Below are 22143 nucleotides of genomic sequence, written 5' to 3' on the forward strand. Positions count from 1 at the left end.
TTAAGAATACGCTCCTTGTACTACTTGCACAATTTCCATCGGCTTATGAACCATATAATCTGGTGCATCTTTTTTCACTGTTTCAATGACATCATATCCCCAAGATACCCAAATTACGTTCACCCCAGCCTTTTTACAAGCTGCTACGTCTCGCTGTTCATCACCGACATACAACATATCTTTCTCTGTTATTTTTTTCGATTTTAAAAACTTTTTTATCATTTTATCTTTACCGAACAAATTTTTAGAACAATACACTTCTTGTATATTTTCTATACCATTATTGTGTAAAAATGCCCGAATATGCTCTTCTGAGTTCGATGATATGACTGCAATTCCGTAACCTTTTTTATGTAGTTCATCTAATACTTCCTTCATCCCATGGAACAAAATAAGATCTTTTATGGCAGGTTGATACAATTTATAAAACTCCAGCGCTAATACTGGTAGTTTATATAGCGGTACATCGAGTTGTTTACATCTCTCCGGCATCGTTAACTTGCGTAAATACTCGATTTCGTCTTCCCTTACCGTTTTATATCCGTGCTTTTCAGCAAGTTGATTATAAATTGGTACAAATATATTTTGTGAATCTACTAATGTGCCATCAAAGTCAAAAACAATATATTTTTGCATTTCCATACTCCCTCTGCTTCTTTTTTCTAAACCTATCTTATTCAACAACATAGTTGTCTTACCCTTTTATCAACATAAAAAAAGAACAAGATTTTCACTTGTTCTTTTTACGAAAGCCATTTTGGTGGTACATTCGTATTCCAATAAATATTCCCTAATTCATGATGCCCATTGTATCCATCATCAAAACGATGATAATGGAAATTAAAATAATAACCATCTTGCGGTGGATGATCTCTTCTTACGTGGAAACGCAATAAGTCATTTCCTGTTTTCGTATCGTAAACGTGAAAAATCTTTTCATTATTTCCACCAGCTGGCTTTTGAGAAATCGCTAATGATTGTAGCGAATCTTCCGGTACATCATTTGCTAGTTCAGCAATTGCCTCTTCAATCTTCGGTAATATTACATCTTTAAACTCATCTTCAATTACTGGACCAATTTTAGTGCCAAACTTTTGCATCGACTGCTTCTCTGCTTCTTGCATTGCATAAGTAATAAAAGTATCGGTGGTTAACCTGTCATTCGTTTCTTCATATGTATAGGACGTACTCTCCAAATTTTGTTGCCCAGCTGTGCTCGTAGGCTTGTCCGCAGCTTTGGCATTATCAAGCAATATGGAAGGAGGCGTCACTAGACCAAATGTAAATACGGTAATTAATGCGACTAAGGTTTTTCTAAACCAATTTGGCATGTATGTTTCCTCCCCTTTCACTCATTATATATATAACGGTTGTTTCCTCTATTATACAAAATGATTGTAATTTTTGCACTTTACAATTTTGTTAACGTTCACATATTTTTCACTTGAATATGAAATTGTAAGATTTCATACAATAAAAATACAACAATAATGAGGAGGAGATCCGATGACTTTAGATGTCATGTATTCCGCCGCAAGCATCCTCGTTTTAGTATATTTTATTTATCAATGTGTTACGGATTAGAAAAAAGAGCCATTTTCCGGCTCTTTTTTCTATGGTAAGAATACTATCCAACCAATTAATACTATAAAAATAATCCCGGCAATTGTAGCTGGTAATAAATAAAAATGAGAAAGTATAACTATTCCATACAAAAGTATTACTGGCAACAATAAATAGCGATCGGCCTTCCATCTTAACAAGAGTAATTTGCCTTCATCACAATATAAATGAAGAAACATTTTTTTCGTAAATTCAGTCCAATAATCACGCGCATAGCGGGAAATTGCAACTAAAGTAAATACAAGAATTATAGCTGAAATCCACCTCGGACTCATAATAATACTTACAGTGCTTATACATACAATTTGAATATAAAATATTCGCGCACTACTTGTACGGAAAAATTCTTTCAAAAAGGATTCAACAATACGATAATCCTTTTTCTTCCCTAAAAACTTTTTAGAACGAGGAAACATCCACGGTTTTTTATTCGAACTACTCGGTTTAGCCGCATGACCACCAACTTGCATAATCCCACTCGTCCAGCGCATACTTTCTTCTTTCTCTTTCTCAACCTCCTTAAAAAAGGAATTTTTATAATTTAGTTTTTCTTTTATCAATACGATAATGAGAAAAACTGCTAGACCGATACATAGTATAGAATAAAATGGATTTTTATAAATAAAAAATAGACTCACTCCAAAAAAGGATAGACTTATAGAAAATATTACATTTTTGATAATCCACAGTAACCATCGTTTCCCCACACGTACATGAATACATCTCGTTAATAACGACAACATAAATCGAAATACAGTAAAGAATAGCCAAAATAATACGACTTGTACCTTCGTCACTCCAATACTTTTCAGCAACACTGGTAACATAACAACTACTACCACTACATTCGTTATCACTATCCGAATAAACGTATATGTCAGACCATACTGGATTAACTTTTTCATATGAGCAGGATATGAAATTAAAAATAAACTATCCGCTTGTTCAAAAAATGAACGAACTCCTCTTACATATGTCATCACGTAAAATGCAAGTAGACCTAATCCGAAATAAACCGTCTCTCCCATCGATAGTTCTTCTATCCATAGTGAACGATAATAAATCCCTATAAATATAAGTGCTGGAATGATAATATATAGCGCAACCGTCCAATCAGTTATAGAACGTATAGACTTCCATTTCCGCCTTAGTTCATGGCGCAACCTATTATAAAATTGTTTTTTAATCATGCTGTTCACGCCTTACGATTACATCAAAACAATCTAACAGTGAATTCCCTGGCATTTCTGCTAACGTTTGAATTGCCTCTAAATGGCCATCTGCGACTAATGTACCTTGTGAGATGAGTAAAAATCTTTCGCAAATTCTTTCAGCTGTATCTAATACGTGCGTACAAAGTAAAATTCCTGCCCCGCGTTCTTTTTCTTTATATAAATAATTTAAAAACTCTTTCGTAGCTACCGGATCCAAACCAATAAAAGGTTCGTCAATGATATAAAAATCTGGCTCAGTTAAAAAAGCTAATATAAGCATCGATTTTTGTTTCATTCCTTTTGAAAACTTTGATAAATACTCATGTTTATGTTTATCCATTCGAAACATATGTAATAATTCTTCAGCTTTCCGTTCCCAGCTTCCGGCTTCGTTCTCACGAGCAGCCATTAATAATTCAATATGTTCCCAGAGCGTCAAATAATCATAATAAGTTGGATGTTCGGGCACGTATGCATACGGATTTTTCTTTTCGCCAAATGATATTTCACCATTCACATTTACGAGTAACCCGAGCATCGTTTTAATCGTCGTACTTTTCCCGGCACCATTTGCTCCAATAAGAGCAACTAATTCACCTTGCTCAATCGAAAAGGCAATATCATGAATTGTTTTTTCACCTATTTCATATCCAGCAGAGCGGATATTTACTTCTAACATACATTCCCCTTCTTTCCATTTCCAATACAAACAAGGAAAAGAATAACATATAACTATCTATATATCATTATAAATATTTATTTTCCTAGCAGGAAAAAATATTTTTTAACAGAATAATAAATGTTTGATTACATTTTATTGGAGTGGATAATATGTCTTTTCAAATTCGTGAAGCAACGATAGACGATATAGATGCACTTTGCTCTTTGACGAAAGAATTAAAAGGTTCCTCTATTTCCTATGAAGATATGAACAACCGATTGCAATTCGTACAAATGAGTCCTTTTGATTTTTTATATGTTTATGAGGAAGAAGAAACTATATCTGGATTACTTGGGTTTCGTATACGTGAAAATTTAGAAGATGTAACTCGGTATGGAGAAATTTCAATTATTAGCGTCGATTCTACAATACGACGAAAAGGCATTGGACAAGTGTTAATGGCTTATGCAGAGCAATTAGCAAAGAATCATAATTGCATTGGCACATGGCTAGTTAGTGGAACAAAAAGAGTAGAAGCTCATCCTTTTTACAAAAAATTAGGATACGAAGTAAATGGTTACCGATTTGTAAAATATTTTTAAACTACTTTTTAATGGAAAGGACTATAACTATGACAAACATTCAAGCAATTTTCATTGATCGTGACGGTACAATTGGTGGCGATACTACAATACATTACCCAGGATCTTTTACATTATTCCCTTTTACAAAAACATCCTTACAGAAACTAAAAGCTAATAATATAAAAATTTTCTCTTTCACAAATCAACCAGGTATTGCGGATGGAATAGCGACTATAACCGATTTTTCACAAGAATTAGAAGGCTTCGGTTTTGATGATATTTACGTATGTCCTCATAAACATGGTGATGGTTGTGAATGCCGAAAACCAAGTACAGGCATGCTGCTTAAAGCAGCAAAAAAACATGGGCTTGATTTAACACAATGTGCTGTAGTGGGTGATCGCTGGACTGATATTGTTGCAGGAGCAAAAGTAAACGCGACAACGATTCTAGTCCGAACAGGCGCTGGATATGATGCTTTACATACATACCGAGACAAATGGGCTCAGATTGAACCAAACTACATTGCAGAAAACTTTGAAGATGCAACAAATTGGGTTTTAAATCAACTATAATGCAATTTAAAAGAGACGCCTTCAAAATGAATGCGCCTCTTTTTCATCTAATATTTTTTAAAACGTTAATTCATAATGGAAATAACGATTATCTCTCAAATATCCATTTTCAGCGTATAATCGCTGCGCTGATAAATTGTCTATCTCTGTTTGTAATTTTACACCTTTTGCACCATTTTCTAAGGCAAATTCTTTCGCTGCTTCTAATAATTTTTTTCCTGTTCCTGCTCCGCGCTTAGCAGCTTGTACAAATAAATCATTTAAAATCCATAATTCTTTCATCGAAATAGACGAAAATGATGGATATAATTGCGTGAATCCAATATATTCACCGTCTTCAACTGCCACAAAAATAACAGATTCTTTTCTCTCCATTCGATTTCGTAAAAATACTTTTGCTCCTTCTATATCAGAATCTTGTCTATAAAACATACGATAGTTATTAAAAACTGATGCTAGTCCATCTAAATCTGCAATTGTTGCCTCATATATTCTCATTTTACTCCGTTCCCCTTCCAATACTGTCTCATTATATCCGTTGCCCATTTAGGCTGTAGAATTTCTTCTTTCGGCATAAACTCTTTCATTATTGGCTTTATATCCAATATAGGGGTGCCATCAATAGCATCTAGCCCCTCAACAATAATTGATTTACCTTCTCTTTTAATCACCTTTACAATTGTTGCTCCTATGCGATTCGGACGATTTTTCCCACGCTGTGCAAAAATGCCTACTTTAGGATAATCATGATTATTTCTAGGGTGTCTAGCAACATATTGAATTTGTTCATCAGTTACTTTATGAAAATAAAAAACTACTTCAATATGAGAAAAATCTTCAATCCCTTGTATACTTTCCTCTGTATACATTTCAGTTAAAGTAATATAGGATCTTACTTCTCCCCACTCATCATCTTTTATTTCCCTTCTTTCATTATGTACAAATGCGATTGGTTGAACTGAAAACATACGCATTCCCCCTTAAATGTAACCACTTACATTATAAAATATTTTCTGAATGTTTTCCACACATGCGAACTAGGTTACATAATATAATTATACTCTATTTTTTAAGGCGAAATTAACTGCTTCAACTGCATGTATATGGGTTGTGTCGAATATCGGAATGGATACGTCTTCCTGCTTTATTAATAATCCTATTTCTGTACAACCTAATATGATTCCTTGTGCCCCTTCTTGTACTAGCTCTTCTATAACTCTTTTATAATATACTCTAGATTGAGATGTTATCTTTCCTAAACACAATTCCGTATATATTACTTCGTTTATCTTATCTCTATCCTTTTCTGATGGTACCATTACTTTTATATGTTTCTCTTCAATACGTGATTTATAGAAATCTTGCTCCATTGTATATTTAGTTCCAAGCAAACCAACTGTTTGAATATCTTTTCTTTTAATTTCTTTTGCAGTTGCATCAGCAATATGTAAGACTGGAATATGAATATTCTCCTTTATTTTCTCAACTACTTTATGCATTGTATTTGTACAAATAATTATAAAATCGGCTCCTCCCCTCTGTAACGAATATGCTGCATTCCCTAATACTTCTCCTGCTCCATTCCAATCTCCGTTAGACTGGAATCGTTCAATCTCTTCAAAGTCCACACTATTAATCATACATTTTGCTGAATGTAACCCTCCTAATCTCTCTTTTATTTCTTCATTTATGATTCGATAATATTCAGTAGTTGATTCCCAGCTCATACCACCAATTAATCCTATTGTTTTCATAACAACACCTACCTCACACTATTTTTTTAGCTAATTATAACATTTTATTGTATATATTATATATAATAAAACAAGACTTTACGTTTGAAATATAAAGTCTTGTTTTAACTATTTCCAAGGAAATTTTATAAGAATATTCTGAAATTAATTATCTGATATTTTTATAGAATCTTCATATCGATAATGAAAACATTCTCGATACAACTGCTTGATTTCATCATAGGATGGTACTCGTGGATTATTTCCTGGACTTCCACTTTCAATTGCATCTGACGCCATTTTAGAAACAGCTTTTTCAAATTCACCTTCACCAATTCCATATTCTTTTAAATTTGGAATACGAAGATCAAAACAAAGTTTTTTTATTTCCCTCAGCGTGTAGTCGGCTATTTCTTCATCACAATCTGAATACAAATCTTTATTTAAACAGCGGCCAATTTCCGCTAATCTTTTTACCGCACTACCTTTTGTATATTCTAAAACTGTAGGTAATAGTATTGCATTCGATATACCATGTGGTACATGAAATAATGCTCCTATAGGCCTCGACATTCCATGAACTAATGTAACAGATGCATTCGAAAATGCAATTCCAGCTTGTAAAGAAGCAATCATCATCGCTTCTCTTGCCTCCATATTCTCTCCATCTTCATATGCAATACGTAAATACTTCATAATACTTTCAATTGCTGAAAGAGCGAGTACATCTGTAAGTGATTGTGAAACTTTAGAAATATATGCTTCGACTGCATGACATAATGCATCTATCCCTGTTGCTGCTGTAATATGAGGTGGTACCGAACGTGTTAAAATCGGATCAATAATTGCTACTTGCGGGGTAAAACTCGGATGCTTCATCATCATTTTTACATCTGTTCGTTTATTCGTAATTACTGCTACACTTGTTACTTCCGACCCAGTACCCGAAGTTGTTGGAATTGCAATGAGTGGCAGCGGATCATTGTCTATTTCCATATCCTTTTGGACATAATCTTCCACTTCTCCGCCATTTGTATATAACACCGCAACTGCTTTTGCTGCATCAATACAGCTTCCACCACCAAGGCCGATAATAAAATCACATTTTTCTTCTTTACAAATAGTTAACGCCTCTAACACGTGTATATTTGTAGGCTCAGCATTTACTTTATTATATGTAATAATAGTAATCCCTTTCGTATTTAATTGTTGTATACACCTCTCAACATATCCTAAATTCTCCATAATTGTATCAGTTATTATAAATGCTCTTTTTCCAAACTTCTTGGATTGTTCCCCCAGTTTTTTAAGCGAATTTCTTCCATATAATACAGACTTCGGCATACGAAATTCAGCAACTTCTTGCAAGTACTCCACCCCTTCTTTCCCCTAATTCATGTTTTTGTCTATAAAATATCTATTTAATAAATTCCTGTTAAAGTATAGAACGCGATAACTAAAAATACAGCAAGCGTTTTCAAAACTGTAATTGCAAATATATCTTTATATGACTGTTTATGAGTTAATCCTGTTACTGTAAGAATAGTAATAATAGCCCCGTTATGTGGTAGTGTATCCATTCCACCTGATGCCATTGATACGATACGATGCATTACTTCTAACGGAATATCAAATTGATGAGCCGCTGCAATAAACTTATCTCCCATTGCACTTAAAACAATTCCCATTCCTCCTGATGCAGAGCCTGTAATACCTGCTAAAATATTCGTCGTAACTGCTCCATTCACTAAAGGATTTGTGAATGTAGCAGAAATGCCATCTCTCATAATCGCAAATCCCGGAAGTGCTGCGATGACACCACCGAATCCAAACTCAGCTCCTGTATTCATCGTTGCAAGTAATGCTCCACCAATACTTGTATTCAATCCAGCTTGAAATCCTGTTACTACTCGTTTCCAATATAATAATAACGTAGTTACTATACCTATAATAAGTGCCAATTCTACTGACCAGATTCCAACTACTGCACTTAATTCTACTTTTCCAAATGCTTTCATACCAATTGTAGAAAAATCAAAACCGTTCGGATACCACTTCGGTATCATAATAGTAAAAACTTTATTCATTACACCTACTAAAATAAGTGGAATAAAAGCAATTACTTGCTGTGCTCTTGTAATTTCAATACTTTTAAGTAACGGCATATCTTTTTGTTCTACTTGTAAAGATGCTGCCATTTCAGTATTCCCATCGTTAAAACCAAAGTACCCTTCACCTGCTGCCTTCGCCTTCTTACGTCTACTCTCTAAATATAGTAAACCTAATGTAAGAACAAAAATTGCTCCTACAATTCCAAGTATTGGCGCAGCATAAATGTCCGTTTTGAAAAATGTTGTAGGTATTACGTTTTGAATTTGTGGTGATCCAGGTAGCGCATCCATTGTAAATGTAACTGCTCCAAGCACGATTGTCCCAGGGATTAAACGCTTTGGAATATTCGCTTGTCGAAACAACTTAGCTGCGAATGGATATACAGCAAACACTACTACATACACACTAACACCACTATACGTTAAAATAGCTCCCATTAATACAATCGCTAATATCGTACGTTTTTCACCAACTAACTCTATAATTGTCTTTGCAATAGAGTCCGCAATCCCTGACATTTCTACCACTTTCCCAAATATTGCTCCTAGTAAAAATACAGGGAAATATAACTTTATAAATCCTACCATTTTCTCCATAAAGATATTAGAAAAGAAAGGTAATACAAAACTAGGCTCTGTCAAAAATACCGCAAATAATGCAAATATCGGTGCAAATAAAATAACAGAAAACCCTCTATATGCTACAAACATAAGTAAACTAAGTGCTAATAATATAATAACTAGCTCCAATTATACCCCTCCTTTAAACTGAAAATTCAAACTTTTATAGATAAACTTCTACTACTAATCTTTTGATTCTGACACCCCTCCTCTTATTCATACAAATTTTTCATGCTAAAAATGTCTAATTATAAGTATTCGATTACATATAAAAAATCCCTTTAAACAAAAAACGATTTCATCGTCAGACGTTATAAAGGGGGGGCTAGTCTCTATATTTACTGCTTTATTAAACTATTCTCTATACAAAAATGATGTAGTTCTTTTACATCATTCGCAATATGAGTCGCACCAACTTCAGTCAATTCCGTTTCACTACCATAGCCATATAAAACGCCGATCGATGCAATTTCATTACGATTCGCACCAATTATATCGTGCTTTCTATCTCCAATCATAACAATTTCTTCTTTATTAAGTTCTTCATTTGTTTGTAAAATATGAGCAATGATTTCTTCTTTTTTTATTCTTGTACCATCTAAATTACTTCCAACGATATCTTCAAAATAATCCGTTAATCGAAAGTGCTCTAGTACTTGTTTTGCAAATACTGTAGGCTTTGAAGTTGCTACAAATAAACGATTAGCTGGATTTTTTAATTGTTGTAAAAGATCCGGAATACCTTCATATACATTATTTTCAAACAAACCACGCTGCTTTAAATATTCACGGAAATAAAAAACAGCTCGTTCAGCCTCTCCTTCACTCATATTATATCTCTCTATGAATGATTGCTGAATGGGAGGACCAATAAATGAATCTAACTCGCTTACATGTAATTCTTCTATGCCAACCTTTTTTAATGCATACAATACTGAATTTATAATGCCTTCTTTCGGATCCGTTAATGTTCCATCTAAATCAAATAGAAATGTTGTGTACATGTTTCATTCCCCCGCTCATTTTACTTTATAAGTAACGTATAACATCTTTTCCCTTTTCTCCTTCTATTATACTATCATTATCTTTTTTCTGAAAAATTACTTTTCCTATGTCACATACTTTCAGTTACAAAAAAAGATACATATGGTAAAGTAAAAAAGTTACAATTATTTTAATAGAAACTGGTGAAACAAATGTCAATTACGTTAATTTTTATAATGGCTTTCACAATTATTATCCATGCTGTTGAAACTAGCTCTTATAGTATTCGATTAGCTGGTGTACGTTTAAAAAAGATTGCCGTTGCCTTATCCGTCGTAGGAATGGTACTGCTTATTTCAAGAACATCTAACTTACTACAAGCCTTTTTAATCGGTGGTATTGTCGATGAAGCAAAACTAGATTCTTCTATTGATTTAGAGCATATTATACGGCTCGTTCTATTATCTGCTTCTATCGGTACATTGCTCGCGATTATACTGTATCCAACTTTGACAAAACTATTTGGATACGTCATTCAAAACTTTGAAACAGATGGTTCATTCATTCGAATGATGAAAACGAATAACATTCAAAAATTAAAGTACACAAACAAATATGTACGGTTTCCAAAGTTAGAAATGATTCATAGACTGCGTATCGGTGGTATTCCAAAACGTATTATGCTTATTAACATGTTTGCTACTGCTATTTATACAGCAGGTGTTCTTTCTGCCCTTTACGCTTCTTTTCTAAATCCAGACTATGCAACAAACGCAAGTACAGCTTCTGGTCTTGTAAATGGTTTTGCTACAATTTTATTAACAGTACTACTCGATCCACGCATCGCTCTTTTAACAGAACGTGCTTTACAATCAGAGCATGGTGCTGAATCTATGAGTAAAATGTACGGTTGGCTAATGATTTCTAGACTTTTCGGTACATTATTAGCACAACTACTATTTGTACCAGGTGCTTACTGGATTTTATGGATTATTGAACTAATACATTAATTTACTAGAAAGGTGAGTTTATCAATGAATATACAAACAGAGCAAGATATAATTCATTTAATAGAAAACGATGAATGGATGATGAATGTATTACAAATGGCGAAATCATTAGAACTACCTGATTGGTGGATTTGTGCCGGATTTGTTCGTTCTAAAATTTGGGATACTTTACATGACTATGAAGTAAGGACGACTACACCAGACGTTGATGTCATTTATTTTGATCCTTTTCGTAAAAATGAGGTATACGAACAATTATTAGAAAAGAATCTAATAAATTTAGATGCCTCTATACCTTGGTCAGTAAAGAATCAAGCTCGTATGCATGTAGTAAATAATATGCCACCATATTCTTCTTCTGTTAATGCTATTTCTAAATTCCCTGAAACAGCAACAGCTTTAGGGGTTACACTTGATGAACGAAACAACGTCATATTAACAGCCCCATGTGGTATTGAAGATGTTCTTTCCTTACAAGTGAGACCAACAGCTCATTTTCTTGAATCGAAAGAACGATTACATATGTACAAAAACAGAGTTATAAAAAAGAATTGGCAAAGTAAGTGGCCTAACATCACAATCACATATCCAGAAATTTAGAAAGGGTGCCTCTCATTTATAGAAGCACCCTTTTCTAAATTTCAAAAAATCTATGACTGTTTCTGCAAATCGATCTGCTTCCTCATAATGAGGTGAATGACCGCTCTCTTCAAATACGATATACTTGCCGTTTCGGGCATCTTTATTAAATGTTTTAATTTGTTTTTCACACGTTACCACGTCATGTTTTCCTACTATTAATAACATTGGACTTTGTACATCTTTTATTTTTGATAATAATGATGTGTGACATGCTCCCTCTAATTTCAATCTATCAAAGTGAATTTTGGAGCGATTTGAAAATATTTCCCACTCTTCATCACTGTATAAACTCTCATCTGTCCTATCTTCCTTATTATTGTAAATCTCCATTCTTTTTTCTTCTAATTCATCACTTAGCCTTATATAAGCTTCTAACAACTCTGCTGAACTAGCATTGCTAGATGAATAAGCGATGGACTCTTCTGCTACTTCTTTTTTTCCGTACTTTTTTAATAAATGCCCTGTTTTTTGTAACAAAGCCCTACTTGTTAATGCAAAATCAAAAGTTGGTCCTTCAATTATTATTTTCTCTATTGAACTTGGATAAATCGACGCATATAGCAATGCTAAATATCCACCGAAAGAGTGTCCAATTATAGACCACTTCTCAATTTGTAATACTTTTTTTAATTCCTCACAGTCTTCAATCAAATCATTTAATCCAAAAGCTTCGTCTTCAGTAATTTCTTCTGAGCGACAAACACCTCTTTGATCAATCATAATTACATATAGAGAATCTTTTAAACGTTCCGATTGATGAAATGAAAAATCATAGCAACTTTCCCCTGGTCCACCATGCAAATATAAGACTGGATTGTTTTTAGCATTCCCATGCGTTTCAACGTATAGCTTTTTCCCTCTAATATGCATGTATTTCCCTGTTTCTATCAAATGCGTCTTTATAATATTCACCTTCTTTTTTACTGAATATTATAACATTTAATATTAAATAATCCCTATTACATTTAAAAAGACAATAATTATTGCGAGCGGTGCTACAAATCGAAGTAAAAATGCCCAGCAAGTAAATACTTTCTTTCCATAATTTCCACCTACAAAAAACTCTGCTTCTAGCATCTTCTTTTCCATTTTGAATGAAACGAAAATACTAATAAATAGTGCTCCAAGTGGCATTAATATATTACTAGATAAGAAGTCTACTGCATCAAAAATATTCTTTCCGAAAATCGTAATATCACTCCATACTCCAAATGATAACGCTGATGGTATACCTACTAAGAAAATGCAGAAACCGATTATCCATGATAATTTTCTTCTTCTTTCTTGTTCACCATTTGCTAATGCTGAAACAACAGTCTCTAGTAGAGAAAATGCCGATGTTAATGTCGCAAATGTAAATAGTGCAAGGAATACTGTTAAGAAAAACCCACCGAATGGAATTTGACTAAATACAGATGGTAATACGATAAATAGTAATCCAGGCCCTTCTGTTGGCTCCATTCCTAATGAAAATACAGCTGGAAAAATAGCAAGACCCGCAAATAATGAAACAAATAAATTCAATCCAACAATTGTTATTGCTGATTTTGGTAAACTTTCTTTTTTATTTAAATAGGAACTATACGTGACCATTATCGAAATCCCGATACTAATCGCAAAGAACGATTGTCCCATTGCGAACAAAATACTTTCTGAAGTAATCTTTGAAAAATCTGGTTGTAAGAAAAACTTCACACCTTCCATTGCATTATCAAGTGTTAGTGAGCGAACAATAAGAGCGACAAATAAAACAAACAATGCTGGCAACATATATTTACTTGCTTTTTCAATTCCGTTTTGTACACCTTTGGATACAACCCAAATCGTAATGAACATAAAAGCGAAATGACCCGTTATCGCCCAAGCGGGATTTCCAATTGTTTCAGTAAATAATGCACCGTAATTCTGTCCCGGAGTAATAAGTTGCCCAGTTATTCCTCTGAATAAATAAATGAATACCCATCCACCTACAACACTATAAAATGAAAGTAGTATAAAACACGTTCCAACGCCAAGACGTCCAATCCAATGCCATCCTGTATTTGGTGCAATACTTTTAAATGCTCCAACTGCTTGTTTTTGTGTACTGCGTCCAATCATAAATTCAGCTATAAGTAGTGGTAGTCCAATTAAAACAGTAAATAATATAAAGATTAAAAAGAATGCTCCTCCCCCGCTCTTTCCAGCGATATAAGGAAACTTCCATATTGCGCCAAGTCCAATTGCTGATCCTGCTGCAGCCATTATAAAACCTAATTTCGAAGTCCATTGCTCCGTCTGTTTCATCTCATTTTCCTCCTAATTAAATCTTTTTATATAAATAAATGAATTTTATAAACCTATCCAAATAAACCCTCCATTTCTTTTTCTATAAAATAAAAAAATGGCTTAGCATCTCTTTATTTAAAGAGACGCTAAGCCATTTACTTAACGCGGTACCACCCTTATTGATTCCATTATGAATCCACCTTAGTAGTAATCGTTTGATTACAAACCTAATATCGAAGGTTAACCGTTAAGATTTACTAAGAATGTGATTCCGTTCCACCTTACTGCTCCTAGGCGAGTTCAGGATGTCATTTGACTATGTCACACCAACCCATAGCTCTCTGTACAAATATACGACCTTACTACTCCTATTCAACACATTTTAATATTTAGAATATATTTTCTTTTGAAATTAATATGAAGTATATCGGTTATATTGGTAACTGTCAAGGTATCTATTAAAATTTAATGAGAAATCCTTTTTTATTTTTCATTATCCTTCGTCATCAGTACCTTCTTCTTGATCATCGTCATCTTGTTGTTGTGATGACTCCTTTTGTTGAATAGCGTTATTTACCGTTGTAGTAGACATAACTCCACCTCTTATTATATGTATTCTTACATCACCCGTTAAAACGTACTTTACGATGATTTCAAAAAATAATACAACCCCTCTACTATCGTCATACACTACACATAGCCATTACAATCTATAAAAATTTAACAATTAATGCACTTATAAAATTATTATTCTCTTTTAAACTTTCACGTTACAACACAAAAAAGCACTTGTTGCCTTTCATAGACAATCAAGTGCTTTAAGTTCATATGTTTTTTAAGTAACATGAAAACTTACGAGTTTGTACGAGTTCGTTAGTTTAATATATATTCCATGTGTTTATATTCAGCACCCAATAAAATGTCATCTCGCCTAAGCTCGTACTTCGTTTTCTATTCTATCATTACACACAGTACTCCATAATGGTACAACCATCATGGAGTTTATTCTTCAAAATAGCCATTTCTTTTTCTACCCACTTCTCATATATGCTTATGCCTGTTTACGTTAAACCACTACAAGCTTTTATCATATATGGTATTGCACTCAATTTTCTGTATCTTCAAGATTTTTAAGATGTTTTTCTAAGTATTTTTTCCCTGAATTACTTTTAGGCATAAGACCAAGATGTTCATATTCCCAAATAATCATTCTCTCGTGCGAATTTTCATCCGAAAGGTCATCATAATATTTGTAAATTTTGTAGTAACAGTATGACACCTTTTGTACATCATGACACATACTATATTAAAGCTTACGAGTTTGTACGAGTTTGTTAGTTTAATATACATTCCATGTGTTTATATTTATCGCCCAGTAAAATGTCATCTCGCCTAAGCTCGTACTTTGTTTTCTATTCTATCATTGCACATTGTACTCCATGATGGTACTACCTTCATGGGCTCTGAATTTCAGCATATCATCATTCATGTTGTCCAAAGCATAAATATCTCATAAAAAGCACCTGATGCCCTAAAAGGAAATCAAGTGCTTTTTAGTTAATTACATCATCAATTCATAATTTAAAAATATTCTTGTTCAATTTCGCAAATAACTACTCGAAATAAGGGTTATAATCTATCTCAACCTTACTAAGACCATCTAATACTTTCTCTATCCTATTAGTCAAATCTTCTATTTCTTCATGTGTCAGTTCGTTTGTAACATCTAAATCTTTAAACATACTTAATCTCTTTGTTATCCCTTCAACATACCCAATAAAGACCTTATTTTTGGATAACAATATTTCACCTACAGCAGTATCAACAATAAAGTCTTCTACCTTTCCAAGATTTATATATTCATTAACAGTTCTTGCTATTGCATATTCATGTCCCCTATTTAATTTTAAATAATCATTATAGTCTTCGTTAATCGCCTCAAATATTTCATTATATTCCCAGTCTTCCATGATATAACTCCTCTTTTATGGTTTAAGTCTTTCACCGTTATTGTAAATAACTTCCAATTCAATATTCTTATATTTATTAGCAAATTCAGCTATTACTTTGCTACAACTATCACACGTATCTAGTTCTGTGAATAACTTAATTTTACCAGTAGCATTTACATCATCACCCAGTTTTAAAGCAATTTCATTCAAAATCTTATACTCAGTGTCAGAATCTCGCATATAAGGTTTTCCATATTTACCAGGTGCTAGAGATGCCTCAAAAATTGTCTCATTTGGTTTTAATGAAATTTCAGGAACTTTTTCTTCTAATTTCTCTTTAAATTCATCTATTTTACTTGAAGCATAAAACTCCTTTTTGTTTAAACTATTAACATCCACCTCTGCAAGGGCAAAATTATCAGCTTTTTTATATTTACTTGATAAATTCCCTCTTAGCTCTTTCACTCTATCAATTATATGTGCTTCCGCTACTGAATCTATTTGTCTCATTGGATACACTTTACCCGTACCCTTATAGTTGTTATCTCACGCTAATTTTTAATTAGAGATTTTTCAATACACTCAACAAAAGAGACCTCAAATATGAGGTCTCTTTTGTTGGGTCTTCTTCATCTATAACTTCCTCTTTACTTATTCAATATCAGACATTCTTCCTTATTGAAATATAATAAAATCCTAATAAAAATGCATTCTTCAAAAAGTTCTTTTTCTGCCCTTCGAATCTAGTAAAATGGCTATAAGATATTACAAATTTAAGCTACGCTTAACTTGCACTAATAAATCCATTAATCCATTTCTTTCTGGATTTTTTTCCACTTCTTTTTTCACATGTTCTTCCAAATAATTATAAAAAGTTTCAAAGTCCAAATACACTTGTTGTTCAGACTCAACAGCTGGAGAATCTAATTCAACTAACACATGCTTATCATCTAAAGGTGTAGGTAGCTGTGACATATCAAATTCATCTAAATCAGACTGAAAATGAACGAATACTATTTCTTGTCCAAACCCCTCTTTTTTTACAAAAAAACTCAAAGCTCTTTCCAAGTACTTACCGTTTATAAAGTTAAAATATATTGATATCAATTCATCGTTTTTCTCTTTATCTTCAATAAATTCAAAATTACTATTCATTTTATCCTCCTATAAATATTGTATCTTAATAATATCAGTCTAGAATTGGGAAAAAGTTAGTTATCTCCCCAGTATCATTTAAATAACCTCTGAACTTCAATCCATTTGAAGCAGTACCTTCAACAAGCCTACCATTTATTGTTCCCTTTTGCATTGCTTCTTTTCCCCACTGATATATCTTATCATCACTAATCATTGCTGGATCGTATATTGTTTTAGGCTCCTTAATATTTTTATACGAAACAGGTTCTGCAATATTTCCAGCCATATCTTTTCTAGGTATTTTGTATTCTATCTCATAAATCCCTTCAATTGAAGAATGTGATTTTTTAGATATAATTAAGTCTTCTACATCAACACCCTGATTTTTTAAAGCATTGTAAAATTCATCCATGTTATGTCCACCACTAACCCCTTTTTTAGTGCTTATATTCTCAACATTTTTTAAATGATTTTTAGCATTATCTCCAAATTTAAAGTTATTAGCTCCAACCGTACCCTTAACAACCTTACTCTCCATATACTGATAAGCCTCTTTCAGGGAATACTGTCCTCCCCCTGAGACATTTTCTACTCCAGCCATGGCGAAGCCTTTTCCCTCGCCTGGGATCCATTTGTACTCCAGTAATGTTTTTACTGCGTGCTGGATCTTTTCATTCCCCTGTAAGAAGGTTGTTTTTACGGTTGTGGCACCTTTGTTCCATAGGCTTCCGATTTTGTCGGCAAATCCTTTTGCTGTGGAGGCTACAAAGTTTACACCCACTCTTACTTTATGGCTGGCTGTTTTTATGCCCTCGACAGCTGCTTTTCCAACTTTTCCGGCTACCATTGTTACGCCTTCGCCTAGTCTTTTTCCTACTTTTACAATCGTCTTCCCAAAGCTAGAAGCGACATACTTTATTCCTTTTCCAGCAAGACTTGCCACTTTTCCAACAGGAACAAAGTTTAGGAGTGTCCATCCTGCGGCGATGAGTCTTTCTTTTGATGATAATTATTTTCCTGTAATAGGATCTTTACCAGTAACTGCACGAATTGCATCATTTACTCCGATAAATTCAGCTGCCTCTTCTACTCCCTTTTCCCACCATGATTTTTCATGTTTCTTTTCTTTTTTATGGGTTTCTTTCAATTTTTCATTTTGTTTCTTTTGATATTCTTCATCTGCTTGACGAAACTTTTGATTAATACGCCGTAATTCTTTTTCTGTAACTTGTAAGTTACGTATGTATGATTTCATGAGACTCATTGATCTCATATATTCCCCATAAAAATGCTGACTCGTTGCTCCTTGCCATTGCATTTGAATACTAAACATAGATTGATTGAGATTTTGTTGTATGTTCTGATGGTGTGTTTGCATCTCTGATATATTTTGGGGGATTTGTTCCGGTTGTTCAGGTTTGACCTTACTCTCCAAACCTTCTCCTAGCTCCCTCTATTTTATAGCAAGAAAATAGAACTGCATCAATTTTCACCCATTCTCTTGAGAGAAAACATCAAAAATACTGTTATCACAAATCGCTTCAATTTCTTCTTTTACAAATAATTTTTGAAATTTTGTTCCTGGGTTCAATATGACATTTGCCTCTAAATCTATCGTCTTTAATAATTCAACTGCATTCATAGAAACATACGGATATTCTTCTGGAATAACCATTTCTAAATGTTTCAAATCAGAATACAGTGGTAACATTAATCCTTCTTCCATTTCAAAATAATGAATTTGCAATTGTGTATTTTCAGTTGAGATCAAATTCTCTTCTTCATCTACAGTTGTATCTCCCTCTACAGAAGCAACAACGTACAAATTTGATTTCTGTAATATCTCATAAAAACGAACTCTTTTTTCTTCATTCTGTAAAGCTTCCACTAACACCTCATCTAATGGACAAATTTCTAGTAAACTCATTGCACTTCACTCCTTATGTGAAATAAATTCGCCATCTTACTCAAAGTAAGATGGCGAATTTTAAACCCGTTATTTTTGAATATTGATAACTGATACTTCTTTTGAATCATTAGTTCTATTCACTAGATTTAAGTAGAAATGCGATACTGTAGTAGTATAATATGGCGAAATCCAAAGGTATGGGAGATTTAGTGTGAAAATTCCCACCAATGAACCCAAAATAAACCAACCAATGAAACTTAACCAAGTAATAAATAAATCTAACTTATGTCCTTTCATCATCATTTTACTTTTTTTAATTGCTTCACTTGCTGTACATTCTGGATCCTCTAACATAATGTAGTAAGCCATAGAATAAGAGAAAAATTTAATAATACCTGGAACAATGAACAAAAGACTCCATAAGCTAATAAATATTGTTTGTAAGATACCTAGTTTCATAGCTCTAAATATATTATTTGAATTGAAACCAGCAAATAAATCACCTATTGTGGTAGATTCATTTTTCGCTAAACGTAATGTAATTGTATAATAGCCGTAACTCATAACACTTTGTACAACAATATAAAGAATAAAAATAATAGCCCATACAATAATTTGAGATAAAATAAAACCAAAATTAATTTGAGGTTCGCCGTATGCATAATATACAAAGTTCTCGGGTCCTATAACGTCTATAAACAAACCAAAAACTAGAAATACTACTATACCAATGATATACATACTTGCTACGGGAATGAGGTAATTAAGAAACGTTGAACCTACCCCTAATCCCCAATGGCCTTTCAATGAAGATAATGCTTCCCTTTTTAAATTGCTAATCATCTTTTTTCCACCTTTCAAATTCTCCATTGCGAATAGCGTGACTATGATGAATAATTAATGAGTTTAGTAAAATTCAAATTTCTACTAAACTCATTAATATTTACTCCTTATGCGGAATAATTTCGCCATCTTACGCAAAGTAAGATGGCGAATGTTAAATCCAATTATTTTTTAACGTTCATAGCTTTAATTTTTTCTACATTCTCTTTTGCTTGTTTCGTTATTTCTCCATTAATAGCATTTGCATATTTATCACGACTTAAAAATTCAAAACATTTATATGCATTATTCGTATCAGTTGCGGACATATATCCTGCACCTTTATTAAACATTTTTAGAGCTACCGTATTCATCCATTCTTTTGCATCTGCTTCTGGATATCCTAGTTCCATAGAGTGGTAAGTTAATTCAATTGCTGAAGCTAAATCTTCAATCGTATCTTTATTCCCGCTTACCTTTGCAGCTTCAAATGTACTCAAATACTCAATTGCCGCTTTTACCCCATCTTTAATTCCTAGCTCTTCAATACCTGGCGTTTTATATAAAATTTGATAATTGTTTAAAGCTGATTTATATTGCGTTTTTTCTAACTGTTTTGCTTCTTTAATTACAAGACCAGCTACATTAGAAAATCCTGTTTTGTCAACAACACCGCGTGAAGCTGCTTGACCATAATAATGTAAAGCATTATAAAGGCTCGTTTGTCCTTCTTTATTTGCTTCATCACCTGCTAATTGCACAAGTTGAATTCCCTCCATTTTTTTTGATGCATTATCAATCATATTCATACCACTAATTTGGCCAATCGTTTTATCAATATCTTTTAACTGTGCAAGTAATGTATATGATGGTAATAATGTTTTACCTACTTCACTTTGCCATCCTGTCGTTCCATTCATTTTATTCCATTCATTTTCTGTATCTGTCCATAATTTATTCGCATAATTAACCATTTCTTCTCTTGAACGCTCCAATGGGTGCTTTGTACGAATTGCATTTGCAATATTTAATACCGCTGTATAATATTCTCCATTATTTGCAGCATCGTTTGCTTTTCTTTCAAACATTAACGGCATTAATAACTGATGAGATTCATCTTGAACAGATTTTTCTACTCTTGCCGTATTTGCTAATAAATTCGCTTTATTTATAGCATCTTCGACTTTGAAATTAGAATCTTTAATTTGTCCACGAAGTCCCTCTACAGCCGCACTAAATTGCTTTTCTAATTTTTCTTTTTGTTCTCCTGTTGCACCGTCAATATACTGATTTGCTAATAGTAAAGCATCTTCATATTGAGGATTCGCTGGATTTAAATATGTTTCTATTTGCTCGATTTCTTGACTAAATGGTTCAGATTTTACTTGTGCTTTTTGAGTACTTGAATCGATATTACTTGTTTTCTCGTTATTTTTGGCACCTTCAGTCTTTTCATCTTTTTGGTTTTTCTCAGTTGTTGTACTTGTTGCCTTATTATCTTCTGTAACTGCTGTTCCTTCATTACTGCTAGTATTTTCTTTTACGGGGCTTGTTTTTTCCTTTGCCTTAGTTGCAGACAGCACTACTGATGTTTGGATATTAAGGTTCTTTAATTCTTCTTGTAATAGCTTGTTGAAAATATCTTCTACATCTTGATTCGCTTTTTCTACTAATGTAGGATCCACACTTTCAAATACTGATGTAACTAAATAAAATTTACTTAACGCTTGTTCTAAAGATGCTACATCCCCTGTATTTGACCACTCTCTTTTTTCTTCTGTTGCTGTTTGATAAACTTTTTCTGCTACAGATTTAATATAATCCTTCTTATTTTCACTTAAATATCTTTGTAGCTCTTCTTGAGTGGTAACCGATTCATTCAGTACATTCATTTGATTACGTAAATAGAATAGTGCTCTCTCATTTGAATATTCACCACTTGTAAGAATTTGTTCTACATTATCTAATGCTAGCTTATGTTCAGCTATCGATTTTGATTTTGATGGTGTATTCAATTGGCTAACGAGCGTCCAGTCTTCTTTTTTGCTATAGTAGTTTGTTAAATTATTTAATGCATTTTCATCCAGTTCTTTTTGACTCGTATAAAAATCATTAAAGAAAACAGATGAGTAGTATTTTCCATTTCCAGCGTACCACTCAACTAAAATATCTCCCGTTTTTGGTGATACTGTAATTGTTGGGTGTGTTGGTTCTGGATCTGGCTTTGGATCTGGTTTTGGATTGGATCTGGTTTTGGACCCGGATTTGGTTCTGGATTTGGACTCGGATTTGGATTT

The 22143-nt window shown here is 33.2% G+C and carries 24 protein-coding genes, 2 pseudogenes and 1 other annotated feature; of the genes and pseudogenes, 4 read left to right on the top strand and 22 right to left on the bottom strand.

Going from position 1 to position 22143, the window contains the following annotated elements:
- From DN390_RS14345 to DN390_RS14360, 4 genes are all read right to left on the bottom strand, one after another.
- Complete coding sequence (locus DN390_RS14345; RefSeq protein ID WP_141541878.1) at positions 1-636, bottom strand: HAD family hydrolase; 636 nt, start codon at positions 634-636, stop codon at positions 1-3.
- Positions 637-743: 107 nt separating this feature from the next.
- Positions 744-1331, bottom strand: a complete 588-nt coding sequence (locus DN390_RS14350) for a YpjP family protein (protein ID WP_060630664.1) — start codon at positions 1329-1331, stop codon at positions 744-746.
- A 282-nt stretch (positions 1332-1613) separates the two neighbouring features.
- The gene (locus tag DN390_RS14355) at positions 1614-2813 is read right to left on the bottom strand and encodes an ABC transporter permease (RefSeq protein WP_147807641.1); all 1200 of its coding nucleotides are present in this window, start codon (positions 2811-2813) and stop codon (positions 1614-1616) included.
- On the bottom strand, positions 2806-3516 hold the full coding sequence (locus tag DN390_RS14360) for an ABC transporter ATP-binding protein (RefSeq protein WP_147807642.1): 711 nt from the start codon (positions 3514-3516) through the stop codon (positions 2806-2808). The genes DN390_RS14355 and DN390_RS14360 overlap by 8 nt, the downstream gene beginning before the upstream one ends.
- A gap of 152 nt (positions 3517-3668) precedes the next feature.
- Between DN390_RS14360 and DN390_RS14365 the strand changes: the two genes are divergently transcribed.
- Together DN390_RS14365 and DN390_RS14370 are read left to right on the top strand one after the other, a co-directional pair.
- On the top strand, positions 3669-4100 hold the full coding sequence (locus tag DN390_RS14365) for a GNAT family N-acetyltransferase (RefSeq protein WP_147807643.1): 432 nt from the start codon (positions 3669-3671) through the stop codon (positions 4098-4100).
- A gap of 29 nt (positions 4101-4129) precedes the next feature.
- On the top strand, positions 4130-4657 hold the full coding sequence (locus tag DN390_RS14370; protein ID WP_147807644.1) for an HAD-IIIA family hydrolase: 528 nt from the start codon (positions 4130-4132) through the stop codon (positions 4655-4657).
- Between the two features lie 57 nt (positions 4658-4714).
- Here DN390_RS14370 and DN390_RS14375 read toward each other — a convergent pair whose 3' ends face one another.
- The 6 genes from DN390_RS14375 to DN390_RS14400 all read right to left on the bottom strand — a co-directional run bounded on the left by DN390_RS14375 (position 4715) and on the right by DN390_RS14400 (position 10126).
- Entirely contained in the window at positions 4715-5155 is a 441-nt protein-coding gene (locus DN390_RS14375; RefSeq protein WP_001223856.1) for a GNAT family N-acetyltransferase, read from the bottom strand.
- Positions 5152-5625 carry an SAM-dependent methyltransferase gene (locus DN390_RS14380; protein WP_063223296.1) on the bottom strand — a complete coding sequence of 158 codons (474 nt, stop codon included), beginning with the start codon at positions 5623-5625 and terminating at the stop codon, positions 5152-5154. Before DN390_RS14380 ends, DN390_RS14375 begins: the two co-directional genes overlap by 4 nt.
- 87 nt (positions 5626-5712) lie before the next feature.
- Positions 5713-6411, bottom strand: coding sequence for an aspartate/glutamate racemase family protein (locus DN390_RS14385; protein WP_147807645.1), 699 nt, complete (start codon positions 6409-6411; stop codon positions 5713-5715).
- Between the two features lie 144 nt (positions 6412-6555).
- A complete protein-coding gene (gene eutG, locus DN390_RS14390; protein WP_147807750.1) occupies positions 6556-7758 on the bottom strand; it encodes an alcohol dehydrogenase EutG in 1203 nt (400 codons plus the stop codon).
- Positions 7759-7811: 53 nt separating this feature from the next.
- Positions 7812-9251, bottom strand: coding sequence for a GntP family permease (locus DN390_RS14395; RefSeq protein ID WP_060630657.1), 1440 nt, complete (start codon positions 9249-9251; stop codon positions 7812-7814).
- 209 nt (positions 9252-9460) lie between these two features.
- The gene (locus DN390_RS14400; RefSeq protein WP_147807646.1) at positions 9461-10126 is read right to left on the bottom strand and encodes an HAD family hydrolase; all 666 of its coding nucleotides are present in this window, start codon (positions 10124-10126) and stop codon (positions 9461-9463) included.
- A 192-nt stretch (positions 10127-10318) separates the two neighbouring features.
- Here DN390_RS14400 and DN390_RS14405 point away from each other — a divergent pair, with 192 nt between their 5' ends.
- Positions 10319-11116: a lipid II flippase Amj family protein gene (locus DN390_RS14405; RefSeq protein ID WP_060630655.1), complete on the top strand. Its 798-nt coding sequence runs from the start codon at positions 10319-10321 to the stop codon at positions 11114-11116.
- 24 nt (positions 11117-11140) lie between these two features.
- On the top strand, positions 11141-11716 hold the full coding sequence (locus DN390_RS14410) for a nucleotidyltransferase family protein (RefSeq protein ID WP_097949254.1): 576 nt from the start codon (positions 11141-11143) through the stop codon (positions 11714-11716).
- 12 nt (positions 11717-11728) lie between these two features.
- On the opposite strand, the gene DN390_RS14415 is transcribed toward DN390_RS14410, so the two are convergent.
- The 12 genes and pseudogenes from DN390_RS14415 to DN390_RS14465 all read right to left on the bottom strand — a co-directional run.
- Positions 11729-12628: an alpha/beta fold hydrolase gene (locus tag DN390_RS14415; protein WP_147807647.1), complete on the bottom strand. Its 900-nt coding sequence runs from the start codon at positions 12626-12628 to the stop codon at positions 11729-11731.
- A gap of 75 nt (positions 12629-12703) precedes the next feature.
- The gene (locus DN390_RS14420; RefSeq protein WP_147807648.1) at positions 12704-14044 is read right to left on the bottom strand and encodes a sodium-dependent transporter; all 1341 of its coding nucleotides are present in this window, start codon (positions 14042-14044) and stop codon (positions 12704-12706) included.
- Positions 14045-14162: 118 nt separating this feature from the next.
- Positions 14163-14411: a binding site (T-box leader), on the bottom strand.
- Between the two features lie 108 nt (positions 14412-14519).
- Positions 14520-14660 (bottom strand): annotated as a pseudogene (locus DN390_RS31760) (PepSY domain-containing protein); the annotation flags it as partial.
- A 471-nt stretch (positions 14661-15131) separates the two neighbouring features.
- Positions 15132-15272: pseudogene (locus tag DN390_RS14430) on the bottom strand (immunity protein YezG family protein); the annotation flags it as partial.
- Between the two features lie 367 nt (positions 15273-15639).
- Entirely contained in the window at positions 15640-15996 is a 357-nt protein-coding gene (locus DN390_RS14435) for an Imm3 family immunity protein (RefSeq protein ID WP_147807650.1), read from the bottom strand.
- A 15-nt stretch (positions 15997-16011) separates the two neighbouring features.
- Positions 16012-16488, bottom strand: a complete 477-nt coding sequence (locus tag DN390_RS14440) for a deaminase domain-containing protein (RefSeq protein WP_255443972.1) — start codon at positions 16486-16488, stop codon at positions 16012-16014.
- A gap of 255 nt (positions 16489-16743) precedes the next feature.
- Positions 16744-17133: a hypothetical protein gene (locus DN390_RS14445; protein ID WP_147807652.1), complete on the bottom strand. Its 390-nt coding sequence runs from the start codon at positions 17131-17133 to the stop codon at positions 16744-16746.
- Positions 17134-17167: 34 nt separating this feature from the next.
- Positions 17168-17758 carry a CdiA family toxin C-terminal domain-containing protein gene (locus DN390_RS31150; RefSeq protein ID WP_370513476.1) on the bottom strand — a complete coding sequence of 197 codons (591 nt, stop codon included), beginning with the start codon at positions 17756-17758 and terminating at the stop codon, positions 17168-17170.
- A 366-nt stretch (positions 17759-18124) separates the two neighbouring features.
- On the bottom strand, positions 18125-18550 hold the full coding sequence (locus DN390_RS31155) for a WXG100 family type VII secretion target (RefSeq protein ID WP_255443974.1): 426 nt from the start codon (positions 18548-18550) through the stop codon (positions 18125-18127).
- Positions 18551-18604: 54 nt separating this feature from the next.
- Positions 18605-19042 (bottom strand): SseB family protein, encoded by a 438-nt coding sequence (locus DN390_RS14455; RefSeq protein ID WP_147807653.1) that lies wholly within the window; start codon positions 19040-19042, stop codon positions 18605-18607.
- A 69-nt stretch (positions 19043-19111) separates the two neighbouring features.
- On the bottom strand, positions 19112-19867 hold the full coding sequence (locus DN390_RS14460; protein ID WP_147807654.1) for a DUF975 family protein: 756 nt from the start codon (positions 19865-19867) through the stop codon (positions 19112-19114).
- Between the two features lie 164 nt (positions 19868-20031).
- Positions 20032-22143, bottom strand: a 2112-nt coding sequence (locus DN390_RS14465) for a hypothetical protein (protein ID WP_255443977.1), incomplete at its 5' end; no start/stop codon positions are given.

Source organism: Bacillus sp. SH7-1, assembly GCF_008042405.1.
Lineage (GTDB): Bacteria > Bacillota > Bacilli > Bacillales > Bacillaceae_G > Bacillus_A > Bacillus_A thuringiensis_N.